This is a genomic window from Desulfotomaculum sp. 1211_IL3151 (assembly GCF_036763075.1).
Classification (GTDB): Bacteria; Bacillota; Desulfotomaculia; order Desulfotomaculales; family Desulfotomaculaceae; genus Desulfotomaculum.
In genome coordinates, this window is record NZ_JBAIYV010000025.1 from 107,546 (window position 1) to 123,084 (window position 15,539).

Annotated in this window: 19 protein-coding genes; 14 read left to right on the forward strand and 5 right to left on the reverse strand. The window is 46.3% G+C overall.

The features are described 5' to 3' along the window. The first annotated feature begins 6 nt into the window (after positions 1-6). The 5 genes from V6C11_RS05435 (at position 7) to V6C11_RS05455 (ending at position 3,413) form a co-directional block, all read left to right on the forward strand. Entirely contained in the window at positions 7-198 is a 192-nt protein-coding gene (locus V6C11_RS05435; RefSeq protein ID WP_333530084.1) for a hypothetical protein, read from the forward strand. Further along, a complete protein-coding gene (locus V6C11_RS05440) occupies positions 185-1,948 on the forward strand; it encodes a VirD4-like conjugal transfer protein, CD1115 family (protein ID WP_333530085.1) in 1,764 nt (587 codons plus the stop codon). Before V6C11_RS05435 ends, V6C11_RS05440 begins: the two co-directional genes overlap by 14 nt. 19 nt (positions 1,949-1,967) lie before the next feature. Continuing rightward, entirely contained in the window at positions 1,968-2,276 is a 309-nt protein-coding gene (locus V6C11_RS05445; RefSeq protein WP_442886037.1) for a TrbC/VirB2 family protein, read from the forward strand. A gap of 35 nt (positions 2,277-2,311) precedes the next feature. Then, on the forward strand, positions 2,312-2,509 hold the full coding sequence (locus V6C11_RS05450; protein WP_333530087.1) for a hypothetical protein: 198 nt from the start codon (positions 2,312-2,314) through the stop codon (positions 2,507-2,509). A gap of 64 nt (positions 2,510-2,573) precedes the next feature. Continuing rightward, on the forward strand, positions 2,574-3,413 hold the full coding sequence (locus V6C11_RS05455) for a hypothetical protein (protein ID WP_333530088.1): 840 nt from the start codon (positions 2,574-2,576) through the stop codon (positions 3,411-3,413). Between the two features lie 244 nt (positions 3,414-3,657). On the opposite strand, the gene V6C11_RS05460 is transcribed toward V6C11_RS05455, so the two are convergent. Beyond that, positions 3,658-4,074 carry a hypothetical protein gene (locus V6C11_RS05460; protein WP_333530089.1) on the reverse strand — a complete coding sequence of 139 codons (417 nt, stop codon included), beginning with the start codon at positions 4,072-4,074 and terminating at the stop codon, positions 3,658-3,660. Positions 4,075-4,162: 88 nt separating this feature from the next. Here V6C11_RS05460 and V6C11_RS05465 point away from each other — a divergent pair, with 88 nt between their 5' ends. The 5 genes from V6C11_RS05465 (at position 4,163) to V6C11_RS05485 (ending at position 9,636) form a co-directional block, all read left to right on the forward strand. Next, entirely contained in the window at positions 4,163-4,360 is a 198-nt protein-coding gene (locus V6C11_RS05465; protein WP_333530091.1) for a hypothetical protein, read from the forward strand. Between the two features lie 61 nt (positions 4,361-4,421). Further along, positions 4,422-4,787, forward strand: a complete 366-nt coding sequence (locus V6C11_RS05470; protein ID WP_333530092.1) for a PrgI family protein — start codon at positions 4,422-4,424, stop codon at positions 4,785-4,787. Further along, a complete protein-coding gene (locus V6C11_RS05475; protein ID WP_333530093.1) occupies positions 4,780-7,104 on the forward strand; it encodes a VirB4-like conjugal transfer ATPase, CD1110 family in 2,325 nt (774 codons plus the stop codon). Before V6C11_RS05470 ends, V6C11_RS05475 begins: the two co-directional genes overlap by 8 nt. Positions 7,105-7,191: 87 nt before the next feature. Next, positions 7,192-7,599 (forward strand): DUF6075 family protein, encoded by a 408-nt coding sequence (locus tag V6C11_RS05480; RefSeq protein WP_333530094.1) that lies wholly within the window; start codon positions 7,192-7,194, stop codon positions 7,597-7,599. A gap of 33 nt (positions 7,600-7,632) precedes the next feature. Next, positions 7,633-9,636, forward strand: coding sequence for a peptidoglycan DD-metalloendopeptidase family protein (locus V6C11_RS05485; RefSeq protein ID WP_333530095.1), 2,004 nt, complete (start codon positions 7,633-7,635; stop codon positions 9,634-9,636). 85 nt (positions 9,637-9,721) lie between these two features. Here the strand turns inward: V6C11_RS05485 and V6C11_RS05490 are convergent, their stop codons facing one another. The 4 genes from V6C11_RS05490 to V6C11_RS05505 all read right to left on the reverse strand — a co-directional run bounded on the left by V6C11_RS05490 (position 9,722) and on the right by V6C11_RS05505 (position 12,229). Then, positions 9,722-10,543 (reverse strand): extracellular solute-binding protein, encoded by an 822-nt coding sequence (locus V6C11_RS05490; protein WP_333530096.1) that lies wholly within the window; start codon positions 10,541-10,543, stop codon positions 9,722-9,724. Beyond that, on the reverse strand, positions 10,540-10,920 hold the full coding sequence (locus V6C11_RS05495; protein ID WP_333530097.1) for a PadR family transcriptional regulator: 381 nt from the start codon (positions 10,918-10,920) through the stop codon (positions 10,540-10,542). Before V6C11_RS05495 ends, V6C11_RS05490 begins: the two co-directional genes overlap by 4 nt. 26 nt (positions 10,921-10,946) lie before the next feature. Then, positions 10,947-11,168 (reverse strand): hypothetical protein, encoded by a 222-nt coding sequence (locus V6C11_RS05500; RefSeq protein WP_333530098.1) that lies wholly within the window; start codon positions 11,166-11,168, stop codon positions 10,947-10,949. 89 nt (positions 11,169-11,257) lie between these two features. Further along, positions 11,258-12,229, reverse strand: coding sequence for a sulfite exporter TauE/SafE family protein (locus V6C11_RS05505; RefSeq protein ID WP_333530099.1), 972 nt, complete (start codon positions 12,227-12,229; stop codon positions 11,258-11,260). Between the two features lie 257 nt (positions 12,230-12,486). Between V6C11_RS05505 and V6C11_RS05510 the strand changes: the two genes are divergently transcribed. The 4 genes from V6C11_RS05510 (at position 12,487) to V6C11_RS05525 (ending at position 15,531) form a co-directional block, all read left to right on the forward strand. Beyond that, on the forward strand, positions 12,487-12,819 hold the full coding sequence (locus V6C11_RS05510) for an ArsR/SmtB family transcription factor (RefSeq protein WP_333530100.1): 333 nt from the start codon (positions 12,487-12,489) through the stop codon (positions 12,817-12,819). Between the two features lie 217 nt (positions 12,820-13,036). Next, complete coding sequence (locus V6C11_RS05515) at positions 13,037-13,378, forward strand: ArsR/SmtB family transcription factor (protein ID WP_333530101.1); 342 nt, start codon at positions 13,037-13,039, stop codon at positions 13,376-13,378. A 401-nt stretch (positions 13,379-13,779) separates the two neighbouring features. Further along, positions 13,780-14,598: an ABC transporter ATP-binding protein gene (locus V6C11_RS05520; protein WP_333530102.1), complete on the forward strand. Its 819-nt coding sequence runs from the start codon at positions 13,780-13,782 to the stop codon at positions 14,596-14,598. Between the two features lie 18 nt (positions 14,599-14,616). Next, on the forward strand, positions 14,617-15,531 hold the full coding sequence (locus tag V6C11_RS05525; RefSeq protein ID WP_333530103.1) for an ABC transporter substrate-binding protein: 915 nt from the start codon (positions 14,617-14,619) through the stop codon (positions 15,529-15,531). The last annotated feature ends 8 nt before the right edge of the window (positions 15,532-15,539 follow it).

Here is a 15,539-nt window from a genome sequence, read left to right on the forward strand (position 1 = left end):
TCAGCCATGAAGGAGGAAAAACGGGTGTTGACCCTTGACCAGTATGAGCATGGTGTCATGGTCAACGCCCTCAATGAACTGCGAAACGACCTGATCGAAGAAAAACGCCCCACCGATGCCGTGGACGACCTGCTTTTGAAAACCATAGACGCCCCGACCAGAAAGCAAAAGCGCAGGAGCAATGATGAAACGCGATGAAACCGCAAGGAGTAACCTGATACTCTTTGCGGTTTTTTTAATTCCCGTGGTGTGGGCAGCCTTGCTGACCGCCCCTTTCCTTGCTGGGGGACTTCCCGAAATCCTTGCAAACCTCACGGCGGCGATGAACGACCCGTTTCACATCCAATGGGTGGACAATACAACCAAGTGCATCCTGCTCTTTGTCGCCGCCTACGGCATGGGCATCGGGATTTATTTTTCCACCAAACGTAATTACCGGCGCAGGGAGGAACACGGCAGCGCCCGCTGGGGCGGCGCGGCGGCTGTTAATAAAAAATACCGCGATAAAGACCCGCGGAAAAACAAGCTCCTGACACAGAGCGTCCGCATCGGTCTAGACGGCAGGAAGCACAAACGGAATCTGAATGTCATGGTGGTGGGCGGCTCCGGTTCAGGCAAAACGAGGTTTTACGCCAAGCCCAACGTCATGCAGGCCAATACCTCTTTTGTCATTCTTGACCCCAAAGGAGAAATTTTAAGAGATACCGGAAACCTGCTCAAAGCAAAGGGCTACGAAATTAAGGTGCTGGATTTAATCAATATGCCCCTGTCCCACTGCTACAATCCTTTCGCCTATCTCAAAGATGACAAGGACGTACTGAAGCTCGTTACCAACCTGATCCGCAATACCACACCGAAAGGAAGCAATACCAACGACCCCTTTTGGGAGCGTTCCGAAACGGCACTTTTGGAGGCGCTTATCCTCTATCTGCTGTACGAAGCGCCAAAGAATGAGCAGAATTTCCCGATGGTCATGGAAATGATCGCCGCCGCTGAGGTGCGGGAGGATGACGAAACCTACCAAAGCCCCCTTGACGAGCTGTTTGAGCGCCTTGCCATGCGGGAGCCGGAGCATCTGGCGGTGAAGCAGTACAACATCTTCAAGCTGGCGGCGGGCAAGACCGCCAAATCTATTTTAATCAGCCTGGGCGTCCGTTTGGAGAAGTTCAACCTGTCCACCATCGCCGGAATTACCACGGCGGATGAAATGGAACTGCCCTCTATCGGGGAGAAAAAGACCGCGCTGTTTGCCGTAATTCCTGACAATGACAGCAGCTTCAACTTTATTGTCGGAATGCTCTACACCCAGCTTTTCCAAAGCCTCATGTACCTTGCAGACTATAAGTACGGAGGCCGTCTGCCCGTCCATGTCCATTTTGTCATGGACGAGTTTGCGAATGTGGCCCTGCCGGATGAGTTTGACAAGCTCCTTTCTACCATGCGTTCAAGAGAAATATCCGTATCCATCATCCTGCAAAATCTGGCGCAGTTAAAAGCCCTGTTCAAAGACACCTGGGAATCCATTGTGGGCAACTGCGACGAATTTCTTTACCTGGGCGGCAATGAGCAAAGCACCCATAAGTATGTTTCCGAGCTTTTAGGCAAGGAAACCATCGACATGAACACCTACGGACAGAGCAAAGGGCGAAGCGGCAGCTATTCCATCAATTATCAGCTTTCGGGGCGGGAGCTTTTGACCCCGGACGAGGTGCGGATGCTGGATAACCGTTACGCCCTTTTGTTTATCCGTGGGGAACGTCCTATCCAAGACGAAAAATTTGATATTCTCAAACATCCCAACGTAAAGCTGACCGTTGACGGCAGTGGCAAGCCGTTCCAGCACGGCGGCACGGAATATGCGCTGGATTGGCAAGCCGTGACCTTAAACGAGGAAAGCGACTATGAGCTTCTTTCTGAGGAAGAACTCGAAACCCTATTCCAATCTTAAAAACAGGAGGAATACTTTTATGAAGCTATCCAAGAAAATCAAAAGAGGGTTTTTCATCTACTGCGTACTGGTATTGATACTGACCCTTTTTATTACTCCCGCTTATGCGGCAAACGACCCTCTGCAGGTAATCAATAACCTGTCCGACTTTATCTTCGGACTAATTCGCGCCATCGGGCTAATCCTGCTGGGCTTCGGCATTGTGCAGATCGGCCTTTCCCTCAAATCGCACGACCCTTCCCAAAGAGCCAACGGTTTCCTTACCCTTGCGGGTGGTGTCATCATTACCTTTGCGAAAGAAATTCTGAATCTAATCACAGGAGGTTAATTGCCATCTTTAATACATTTCCGATCACTGAAAAAATGCACATTCATTCGCTGAACGGCGAGTTGCGGGAAGCGACCATCGTCAAAAGGCTGGGCGACAACGATTATCTCGCCGAATATAACGGTATCAAGTGCCATGCGATCTACAACCCGTTCGTCAATCATTTCTATGTGGATGACAAATACGGCGTTATCAGGGACAAAGTGCCCGGCAGGGATGACTCATGCCGGTAACGATCAATAAAGGCAGACCCGCGCTTCATGCGCGGGCTTTGCCTTGGAAACGAGGTGAGTTTATTTGGAAAACGGCAACTGGGTGATTGATAATCTCAACAATGCCCTGCAAACCTGGAACAATAAACTGGCGGAAATCTGGCAGATCGTCACCCAATCTCCCACAGAATTTAAGGGCGGTGGCATCTGGAACGTCATTGTAAATATTCACGGTGCATTGCAGGCCATCGGCCTTGCCCTGCTGGTATTGTTCTTCGTCATTGGTGTAGTCAAGACCTGCGGCAGCTTTGCCGAGGTAAAAAAACCGGAACACGCTCTGAAGCTATTTATACGCTTTGCTCTGGCAAAGGGCGTTGTCACCTACGGACTGGAGCTGATGATGGCACTGTTCAATATCGTGCAGGGAATCATCTCCACTATCATGAACAGCGCAGGCTTCGGTACGACAACGAACACTATTTTGCCGAATGAAATTGTGAGGGCTGTTGAGGAATGTGGTTTTTTAGACAGCATCCCTTTGTGGGCGGTGACACTCATCGGGGGCCTGTTCATCACGGTGCTGTCTTTCATCATGATTCTGTCGGTCTATGGCCGGTTCTTTAAGCTCTACCTTTACACGGCAATCGCCCCCGTTCCTCTGGCCTCCTTTGCGGGAGAACCGAGCCAGAGCGTCGGCAAAGCCTTTCTAAAAGGCTACGCCGCCGTATGCCTGGAGGGAGCGATCATTGTTTTGGCCTGTATTATCTTCTCTGTCTTTGCGTCCTCCCCGCCGATGGTGGATACCAGCGCCAGCGCCGTGACAATGGTATGGGCGTATATAGGGGAGTTGATTTTTAACATGCTGGTGCTGGTGGGCGCTGTCAAAATGGCCGACCGGGTAGTACGGGAAATGATGGGACTATAATGTTCAAAAATGCACCGTTTTGAAGCGCAAGGGATTTCATTGGTCCCCGCGGGAGGGCGCATGGCAACGTCGGCTTAACGGCAATGCCATCTATGCCGTGAACTATGTTAATTTTGTCAAGCCGTTTGACGGCAAAAGGCCAACAGATTTGCAGCCGAAAGCTCCGAGCCGGAATACCGAGGCTCGGTGATAAAGACGAATGACAGGGTTATGAAAAGATAACGGAAATGAAAATCCGGTATCTTTATATATCCTTGAACTGAACGCCTTCGCCATAAACGACAGGTTTTCCTGTTCTTGGATCAAGCAAATCTCCCTGCTCGTTAAACTGAACTTTTTCAAGAGGTAGGCCCATCTCCCTTGCCCGCCGAATCTGCCATGCGACATCATCCTCAAAGTATTTCTCGTCCCGTCTGCGCTGTATCGCCTTTATCAGTGACACAATCCAGCTTAACGCGGTCAGGCCAATGATGATATACAACCCCATTAGAACCAACGACTCATGTTCTGTCGTCCATCGTGTAAAAAAGGTGCTGACAACAGCGACGAGCACATAAATAAGCGAAATACCAAGACGGAGCTTTCCGGCCACTCTAAATATAAAGGAGAGAATGAGCAACGCCGCCGTAAGGCAGAGGGAAACGATTGCTGCGGTTGGCATAATGGACACTCCTTCTTATGCAGTTTATTATTTCCATTATATCACGCGGCGCAAGTGTAAAAAATTATTGCCACGAAAGAGGTTCAACATGAAAAAGCCCAATTTAGATGAAAAGCTGAAAACAGAGAAGGAAAAACTCAACAGACTTGCTGACAAAGCCTGGGAAAAAGGCATCCCCCTCAATCAGGATGAGGCGTTTATGGTGCAAAATCGCAAGGTTGATGAATTGGTTGTCAAGATACTAAAAGAGCAGGAACGACAAAGGAAAAACCAACAGGAACGATAAAACAAACAGTCCAACCGCGCTTTATTACAAGGCGCTTTTTTTATTTGGAGGTGATTGAATTTTGGAAGTCAAGATCAACCGGGAAATCCGGGATTATACCGAAAGTATGTTTTTTGGACTGTCCCTGCGGCAGTTCCTTTTTTCTGTCCTGGCCGTGGGTATCGCTGTGGGCATCTATTTCGGTCTGCGGGATTACTTCGGTACGGAAACCGTAAGCTGGATGTGCATTATAGGAGCCGCCCCCTTTGCGGCGCTGGGCTTTATCAAGTATCACGGCATGACGGCGGAGCAGTTTTTATGGGCGTACATCAAATCGGAGTTTCTTATGCCTAAAAAGCTAACCTTCTATCCCGCTAACAGCTACTATGAAGCCCTGAAATCCGCAATTGAAAATCACAAGAAGGAGGAATACAAGCGCCATGATTAAGACCCTTCAAAAAATTATGAAGCAGGACAAGGAGAAGTTTGTCATTCCCAAGGGCGTACAGCAGGCAATCCCAATCCGTGCCATCTGGCCGGACGGGATTTTTCGTGTGGGCAACAAATTTTCCAAATCCTTTCGCTTTGAGGACATCAATTATGCGGTGGCTTCCAAGGAAGATAAGGAAGCGATGTTCCTGTCTTATTCTGAACTGCTTAATTCCTTTGACAGCGGAGCCACCACCAAAATCACCATCAACAACCGACGCCTGAACAGGACGGACTTTGAAAACTCCATCTTAATACCCCTCTGTGACAATCCTTTGGATGAATACCGCAAGGAGTACAACGAGATGCTGATTGACAAGGCCACAGGCGCTAACAGTATCGTGCAGGACAAATATGTCACCGTGTCAGTGGCAAAAAAGAACGTTGAAGAAGCCCGCAATTACTTTTCCCGCATCGGCACCGACCTGATTACCCACTTTTCCCACCTGGGTTCCAAATGCGTGGAGCTGGATACCACCGACCGCCTCAGAATCTTTCATGACTTTTTCCGCTCTGGCGAGGAAACGGATTTCCATTTCGACCTGTCAGACACCATGAGAAAAGGGCATGACTTTAAGGATTATATCTGCCCCGATACCTTTGAATTTGAAAAAGATTACTTCCGCATGGGCGGCAGATTCGGGCGCGTCATCTTTCTGCGAGAATATGCCAGCTATATCAAGGACAGTATGGTATCCGAGCTTTGCGACCTGAACCGGAATATGCTAATGTCACTCGACATCATTCCCATCCCAACGGACGAAGCCGTGCGGGAGGTGGAAAACCGTTTACTGGGCGTTGAAACCAACATCACCAACTGGCAGCGCCGCCAGAATTCCAACAACAATTTTTCTGCTGTCGTACCCTACGACATGGAGCAACAGCGGAAGGAAAGCAAGGAATTTTTGGATGACCTAACCACCCGCGACCAGCGGATGATGTTCGCCGTTCTCACAATAGTTCATATCGCAGAAACCAAGGAACAGCTTGACAGCGACACAGAAACCCTGCTGACCACAGCGCGGAAACACCTGTGCCAGCTCTCCACCCTGACCTACCAGCAGATGGACGGACTGAACACAGCGCTGCCTTACGGCCTGCGGAAAATTGATGCAATACGGACGCTGACCACCGAAAGTACAGCCGTGTTTATTCCCTTCCGTGCGCAGGAAATCGCCCACGGCGGCGGCATTTACTACGGTCAGAACGTCATTTCCAAAAATATGATTATCGCCAACCGTAAACACCTGTTAAACGGCAATAGTTTTATCCTGGGGGTATCAGGCTCCGGCAAGAGCTTTACAGCCAAACGTGAGGTCATCAATCAGATTCTTTCCAGCGACGACGACATTATCCTGATCGACCCGGAAAGGGAGTATTCCTCCCTTGTCAAAGCAATGGGCGGCGAGATTATCCACATCTCCGCGACCTCTCCAAACCATATCAATGCAATGGATATGAGCAAGGATTACGGCGACGGCGCAAATCCGGTTATCCTCAAATCGGAATTTGTCCTGTCCTTGTGTGAGCAGCTTATTGGCGGTCAGAACCTGGGCGCAAAGCAGAAATCCCTTATTGACCGCTGCACAGCCAGCGTGTACCGGAGGTATCTGCAAAGCAACTACCGAGATAACCCTCCCACCTTACAGGACTTCCACGGAGAGCTTTTGAATCAGACGGAGCCGGAAGCCCAGGAAATCGCCCTGGCCATTGAGCTTTTTACTTCCGGCAGCCTGAATACCTTTGCCAAACCCACCAACGTGGACGTGAACAACCGCCTGATCTGTTACGACATTCTTGACTTGGGCAAGCAGCTTCTCCCTATCGGAATGCTGGTTGTATTGGACAGCATCTTAAACCGCATTACGCAGAACCGAGCCAAGGGCAAAAACACCTTCATTATCATTGATGAAATCTATCTCCTGTTCCAGCATGAGTACAGCGCCAATTTTCTGTTCACCCTCTGGAAACGCGTCCGCAAGTATGGTGCTTTTTGCACAGGCATTACTCAGAATGTGGACGATCTTTTGCAGAGCCATACCGCCCGCACCATGCTGGCCAACAGCGAATTTATCGTTATGCTCAACCAGGCCAGCACCGACCGGATCGAACTTGCCAAGCTCTTAAGCATTTCCGACCTTCAGCTTTCCTACATCACCAACGTGGACGCGGGGAATGGCCTTATCAAGGTGGGCAGTTCCCTTGTGCCTTTTACCGATCAATTCCCGCGCAACACCAAACTCTACCACCTCATGACGACGAAACCGGGCGAATAGGCACAAATCTGACAGAACCTTATATATGCAAACGGCTGGCCGTATTCCGGTCAGCCGTTTATTTTTACTATAAAGGAGGAACACACAATGGAAACCATCCGCTTTGCAAGCAAGGAACACAAAAGCTTTTATACTCAAATGCTTCTCAAAACCCGTAATAACGATTCCTATCACCAGGCGTTTTTCTATGCGATGGGAATCTGTGAGGAAACAAGGCGCAATATTCGTACCCTCTTTGATTTTAAAAACGGTGGGATTGAACCGGACGGCCTTTTGGCTCCCTGGCAAACGGGCGGTACGCGCCGCCTTTGCCGTCTGGCCTTTAACCTCTGGAACGGCTGGACGGAAGAAGGAAAAGAACAGTATTCCGCACCTTATAAACTGTTTGACTGTGGTTTTGCGCCCTACTTTTTTGAAGCCATTCGGCTGCGTTATCCTGAATATTGCCGGAGTATGGAGCTCTCCGCGCCCCGGCTTTCCAAAAAAGCCCGATAATGAGCGGTACTATTCTGAAGGGAGGTGCGCGTATTGAGGGAAATCAAAATCAAATCTACCATTAAGGACATTAAGGTGTTGGATAAAGCCGCCGATGTGTCCCACAGGGCAAAAAACGCCTATATCCGTACCAAGGAGCAGATGGGACAGAAGCAGCAGCCGGAGCATAATAGTTTTACAGAATATGCGGAGGATAGGATTAAGGGAGGTACGGAAACTGTCACCCGTGAAGCTGCTCATAGCATAAAGCGTCAGGGCAAAAAAGCCGTTCAGATAATCAAGGAACGCCGCAATGCCCGACCGGGCACCTATCACGCCAATGCTGCCGATGAATATACGACGGAGCAAACCTCCCGCGCCGGAACCGGCAATTCCCAAGCGGGCAACCGAAGTGCGGCTTCCTCTAATAAAGGAAAACAAGCTGCCCTATCAAAGACTAAAATAGAATTTGAGCAACAAAATGTCCTCACACAGACAAGGCGACCGGCACAGCAAAAAGTCGTCCAATCCAAAGCAAAGGAAACGGCGAGGCGAAAATATACCCTTTCCAAGCCGAGCGAATTAGCAAAACGACGGTTCGTTCAGGGCAAAACGAAGGCACGGTTTATCAAAAATAGAGAAATCCAAGCGGTTGAAACCAAAACCACACAGACTATTCAATCTTCCGTGTTCAGACCGACCGAAAAAATAACAGAGCGTACAGTCCAATCCAACATCAGCGGCACAGGCCACGCTGTTAGGCAATCTGCCCGGCCAGGCAGTAAGACCGTAAAGGAAAACGCCAAGAGCACAATTAAAACGGTTCGAAAATCAATCAAGACTGCCGGACAGACCGCCAAAACCGGAGTAAAAAACTTTCAGGCCGCGGCTAAAGCCGCATCCAAGACCACACAGGCAACCGCAAAAGCAGCACAGCGTACATCGCAGGCGGCAAGAGCCGCCGCCAGATTTACCATCAGGATGGTCAAACTGACTGTCAAGGCCACCGCCGCGTTGGTCAAGGGACTTGCTGCCTTGGTGGGCACAGGCGGGTCCGTCCTTATCTTGTTCATAATTATAATCGCTGTAGCCGCCTTGGTATCCTCTCCTTTTGGTATCCTTTTTTCCGACGAGAACAAGGATGCAGATGTAACACCTGTCTCCGTCGTGATACAGGAAGTGAACGAGGAATATAACCAGCGGATAGAAGAGATTAAGAACGACAATACATGGGATACGCTGGATGTTCAGTACGTCGGCACCGGAGGCAGCCGAGGCAATATTTGGATAGACATTCTGGCTGCGTTCGCCGTCAAAACCTCCCTGACCGACGATGGCATGGATGTTATCACCATCGACCAGACCCGTGTTGACCTTATCCGGGAAGTGTTTTGGGATATGACAGAAATCGACCACTGGATAGAAACCGTAAAGCATACCGACAGCGAAGGCGGAACATGGTATGAGTACATTCTGCACATCATCATTACCCAGCGAACCGCACGGGAGCAGGCAGAAATCTATAGTTTCAACGACGACCAGAACGAACTGTTGGAGGAACTTCTGAGCGGCGAATACGACCAGTATTTTATGACCCTGATTACGGGTTTGAAACACCTAGGAGACGGAACGGGCGTTATTGCGGAGGGCCTTTATATCTGGCCCAGCGCCGCCAGCGACTATGTAACTTCCTTTTTTGGCACCAGGCTGCATCCCATCCTGGGCATCTACAAAACCCACACCGGCATTGATATCGGTGCGGGATACGGAACGGCAATATTGGCTGCTGCGGACGGAGTGGTCACAACCGCAGCTTACGACGCGAGCGGCTACGGAAACTATGTCATCATCGACCACGGCAACGGGAATAAGACCCTTTACGCTCACATGAGCCAAATGAGCGCCAGTGTCGGGCAAACGGTGACACAAGGCCAAACCATCGGCTTCGTGGGAAGCACAGGAATGTCCACAGGCCCGCATCTGCATTTTGAAGTTTATGTCGGCGGTACAAGAATCGATCCCCTGCTGTGCTTTTCCAATTATACCGCAGCATGGTAGGTATTCAGGCGGTTACAGGGACGTGATACGATCTGTAATCGCCTGTTTTTCAAAAATAAATACCTGGTTTTGCCTGGACTACAATTTAATATGGAATCAATCCGCAATCTTCTAAAAGCTGTTGGCCATCCCTGCTTAATATCAAATCCAAAAAATGCTTCGCTAGTCTAGGGCTTTCGGCATTTTTGAGGATGGCAATGGCAAATTCAATAGGGGCACCAGAAATAGTGATCATCTCACCGGAATTTTTGCCTTGTAAACTGACTGTAGCTTGCTTATAATAATCCGCATGGGTAGGGGTAGAAAGGTTAATTTTTTCCGGCAGAGAAAGACTGCGTAGGCCAAACTGATTAACCACGCAAAGATATTCAAATGCATAGTCCACCTTACCCATCAGCACATCAGAAGCCAGATCGTAGGATTTAGGATAGACTAACTCCCCACGGCACCTTTGGTCCAGTTGCCTAAAAAGTCCAGGCCGCCCGTAATATTGCTCTGCCAGCTGCCAAACCATCAAAGTGCGATAACCGCAAGGGTCCAGGTTTTGGTTGGAACGGCCAAAGGTAACCTCTTCCTTCAGTAAAACATCAAACCAATTCTGGGCTGTAATTTCCACGCTACCCTTTGAGAAATCATTATAAGCCAGCACAATTTGATCGTTAGCAAAAATATAGTATTTATCCACATACTCTGGCCCCAGCAGTTCTTCAAAAAGCATGGGGTCGGCGAGGGCCAGAATATCTACCACCTTTCCCTCTCGTACTTGCCGGGCACAGGCCCGTGAACCATAGGATTCCAGCTGAATGTCTATCTCCGGTTGGGCTCCCTGTAATAGCTTAGCACACTCCGCTACTGGTTTACGCAAAGCACCAGCGTGTAATATTCTTAAGGTTTGTTGGTTATTCATACTCCCTTCACCCCCTGCTGGTATTGGTCTATAAAAGCTTGCATCCTTGCCACCTTTTCGGTAATTAACTGTACGCAATATGCCAAGGCCTGGTGTCCCTCAGGGCTTAATTGGTAAGCCCTTCGAGCTGGACCGGTATGTTCAGTTTCCCACTGAGAAATTACCAGGCCGTCTTCTTCTATCCGACGCAGGTTGCGATAAATAGTAGCTGGGTCCGCTTCGACCTCTGAAAAACCTGACTCGTTGATCTTTTGGATCAATTCGTAGCCATGGGCTGGTTTGAGGGATAAAAAGTAAAGCAAGGTCGGTATCAGCATTTTATCCATACGCCCCGAAATATAGGCAAAGGCTGGGTTATTTTGTATGTCTTCCTTCACAGATCTCACCTCAATTTCTTCTACGCCTAGCATTCTTCCTCTGCCACATAAAACCTGCTTATACGGTAACCCGCTTGCGATGTGGTTTGTAAAATCTGGTCATAGTCTATCCTTTGACGATCATAAATAACAATAAATTCCTTGTGTGCCCTTTGGCACTGTAAAATACCCGTTAGTTGCTCTAAAATTAGTTGCAAATTTGCATGATCCTCTTTATTAAGCAGGAGCGCTATTTTACCCGTAACCATAACTATCACACTCCCATTAATTTAATCATACCCCACCGAAAGGGAAATCCCTTCCGTCAGCAACGCTCCAACGGTTGGGATTTGTTTACTTAGCTGAAGAAATATTGTCCGATGTAGTTTAAAGCCAGAAACAAAATGAGTCCTGAGAGGACAATCTTAATAATTTTATCTGATAAGAACTTTTGGATATAAGCACCTACATAAGTCCCCAAAAGACCACCGATACCAAACAGTGCTCCCAGCATCCAGTCCGGAGCCACAGCAGCACCGGCTGCCACACTGCTTGCCGCCAGGATATGATAATAGATAACCCCGGCAATGGAAGTAATGAAGGTTCCGGCCAAAGCGGCTCCGGCCACAGTATAGATTGGCAGGCCCAGCATAGCCACACAGAAGGGGGAAATGATGGCTCCACCACCAATACCGTAAATACCACCGATTAAACCCACTATCAAGGAGAGGCTTAAAATCGCGATACCGCTAAAGGAATATGTTTCGCCCCAGAATTCATATTCAATCTTTTTCCAGGAAATACTTTTGGTTTTTACCACTGCTTCAGAAGGTAGGCCGGCAGCCATACGACTGGAATTTTCCTCCTTTAGCTTAGCTACCTGTTCAGCAAACTTTTTTTGCATAATTTTATTTTGCTCTTGAACCTTCTTATTCCAACCCATCAAATCGGACAGCATGCGATAACCCAAATACAAAAGCACGAATCCAACAAACACCTTAAAGGCTTTGGGATCAGGCAGGTATTGAATACGCACCCAAGCACCCACAAACACACCTGGCAAGGTGCCAAGCACCACCGCCCAGGTCAATGGCCAGGCCATTCGACCCTCTTTAATAAAGCGGTAAAGGCCGCCAGGAATGGCAACAATGTTGTAGATTAAGTTAGTGGGACTCACAGAGGGACTGGTATAGTGCAGCACACTCACCTGAAAGGGTAGCAAAAGGAATGCACCGGACACTCCAGCAGAAGCCGTTAGAGAAGACACTAGAAACGCTACCAGCGGTGGGATAAAGGGTAAAACATCGACCCCAGAAACAGGAAAATGCATAAAACCTTCCCCCTTTCAATTTTGACCATTATAGACTGACCAGTTAATGTCTCACCCCCTATAAGTGCATCATGCATATAGTTTTATGTTAATAATATATGGAAGGCAAAATTATGTCAATAAAGAAAATAGTCCATAGTCAATCTTTTGAAACCCTGTCAATAGGTGCGTGCGTTTTGACATGTGCTTTTTGCTGTTGTATAATTATTTCAAACTAATTGCGTATTTTCGCAAATTAGAAAGGGGGAAATCACTTCATGAGCAATAATAAAGAATTATATAAAATCCATGCCGATTTTTGTAAATTTATGGCTAATCCGAAAAGAATTGAAATTCTTTTTCTATTAGGTAAGAGAGAAATGTGCGTTGATGAAATTGCTTCAGCTATGAATGTCAAGGTTCCAAATATTTCTCAACATCTCGCTGTAATGCGTGAAAAGGGTGTTGTTGAGGTGAGGCGTGAGGGAAATAAGATGTATTATACTATCGCCAACCTCAAAACTCTTCAAGCCTGCATCATAATGAGAGAAGCAATGGTGGAGCAGATGGCAAAGCAATTTAACATGATAAAATCAATAAGTCACCAATAAAAAAGGAATTTAGAGATTTTAAAGTAGATGCTAAAGAAGAGGAAATTTTTAACGATTATTGGAAAACGGATATAGTACCCTTCGTATCGATCAAAATAAGTATTGCATACAATGCAAATTGTTTAATTCCACAATTATTTAGATAAGCTGTTGACAGGCATAATTAAGTATATTATACTTTGATTCAGCCTCCGCTTATTTGGAAAGGGGCAAAAAAATGGAGATGGAACAATATTATGAGGTATTAAAAACAATTTCAGACGAATCTAGATTCAAAATTATAAACATTTTATTAAACCATGACCTATGCGTTGGGGGTTTAGCCAAGCAACTTAATATATCTAAACCGGCTGTCTCTCAACATCTTCAAGCACTGAGGAAAATTGGCTTGGTTACGGGAGAAAAAAGGGGCTATTATACGCATTATGTTGTAAATAGATCTCTTTTAAAGCAGGTGGGTGAAAAAATAATTGAAGCTGCATCAAAATCCTCTGAGAGTGGATGTCAACGTGAACAAACCGGCGAATGTGGATGCCAATGCCAGTGTAATAAAAAATAAAATTTTTTAAATATAAGTTAGGTTATGCTAATAAATTGCTAATTGATTAATTATATAAACAAGTTAGCAAAATTTTTTTAACTTCTTATTGATAATGAATTTCAATATCATATTCTTGCCTATCCCTTATGTAGAAGGATTAATTGCTAAAAGTTAGGTTGTTCTAACTAGCAAATTAGTGAATGAAATAATTTAATACATATTATTTACTATTAAACCCAGTGATACAGAAATTTGACTAATATATCTATTTAGATCTATTCATGTTTGTTTTTTAATTATTAGTTAACATAAATTTTTTTAACATTGGTTAGCCATGTCTAACTATCAAAAATACAATGAGACTTGCTATTTAAAGGTAATCACTCAAAATACTCTAATGGATAGGTTGGTGAATTAAAGTGTTAATTGCAAAAGATCTTTGTTTCAGTTATGGCAAACAAAATATTTTAAACAATGTGAATTTTATGGCAGGAAAAAGCCAAGTCATTTCACTTATTGGCCCGAACGGTTCAGGAAAATCGACTTTGCTGCGTTGTTTATGCGGCTTAATTCCTGTAAAAAGCAATTCGGTATTTTTGTTTGATAAGCCTATAGAAACTTTAGGGTCAAAAGAAATCTCGAGAAAAATGGCCTTTCTTCCACAGGCCCATGAGCGATTGCAGGGCGTAACGGTTTATGAACTGATTTCTATGGGTAGAGCCCCTTACCACCGCTCCGGATGGATAAATACACAGGAAGATCAGGAAAAAATTGCATGGGCTATAGACTACATGCAGATCGGTTATTTAACGCACCGATTGGTGGAAATGTTGTCGGGCGGAGAAAAGCAGCGAGTTTGGATTGCTATGGTTCTTGCTCAGAACACACCAATTATTTTGCTAGACGAACCGGTTACATATATGGATTTAAAATACCAATGTGAACTACTTCGAACAATAAAAGATTTGAAAGACACTTTCCAAAAAACTATTATCGCAGTTTTCCATGACATTAATCATGCTATCGAAATATCTGACTATGTATATCTTTTAAAAAATGGACATGTTTATCAGGCTGGAGCTAGTGAGCAGGTAATTACAGAACAGTCCATTAAAGATGTGTACGGAGTATGTGCACATATTTGCAGATTCAAAAGATGTTGTCGCAACGTAGTTGTTCCGGCGGGTGTACATGACAACTTATTAGACACTCCGCTTGAAAATATACAAATAAAATAAAAGAGAGGATGATTAGATTTGGTACGTTTTATGATCCACACTCCGGTTAACATGCGGGGACGAATGACGGATTATGTCAAGGATAACCTTCCAGCCTTGGAAGAAAAAATCGGGGACAAAATCTCATTGTACACACCGCATGACCCGGAATACGCATCTGATTGCAGTGAAGAATGGCTGGCTCCATCTATTGAAAAGGGAATCGTCCCCGACGTGATAGTAACTCATGCTACGGAATTCGCGGCATTAGAGAGCCGGTCAGAAGTCGGTTTGTTCTCTGAACTGTCTAGCAGGTATTTAAAAGAAAACCCTGTACGGGAAGAACTGAGCATGCTGATAGACCCACAGGGAATCTTTTATCCAATTTCCGTAACGCCTTTGGTCATGATCTATAACATGGAAAAAATAAAGGATCATGAACTAAAACACTCATGGGCTGACCTGTTCAATGAGAAATATAAAGTCATCTTTCCTGACCGGGATAAGCCATTGTGCAGGGCAGCCGGAGCATTTTTAAAGGCAAATTTTCCTGAACAGTTTCCGGCATTTGAGAGGAAAGTTGTATATGAGGGCTCTCCTGCCAACGTGGTTAAAGCGGTAGCTTCGGGAGAATACGATATGGCTATGACAAACTCCTCTTTTGCTGCGATGGCACAAGGTAGAAAAATCGCGATTAATTCTCCTAAAGAAGGATATATCCTTCTCCCACAGGTGCTTGTATGGAAAAAAGGCACGGATGAAAAGCTAACCGCCCTTGCGGATTTGCTGATATGTGAAGAGATGCAACGTTACCTGTCTGAACAAGGCGCTTGGCCGGCACGTAAGGATATTCCAATGTGTGACACGATTGCATATAACCAGCAGTTGACAAACTGGCAAGGTTGGGACGCCTACATAAAAGCCGTCTCCAAGTTTGACAAGTTTTCTGTGTAAAGAAAGGG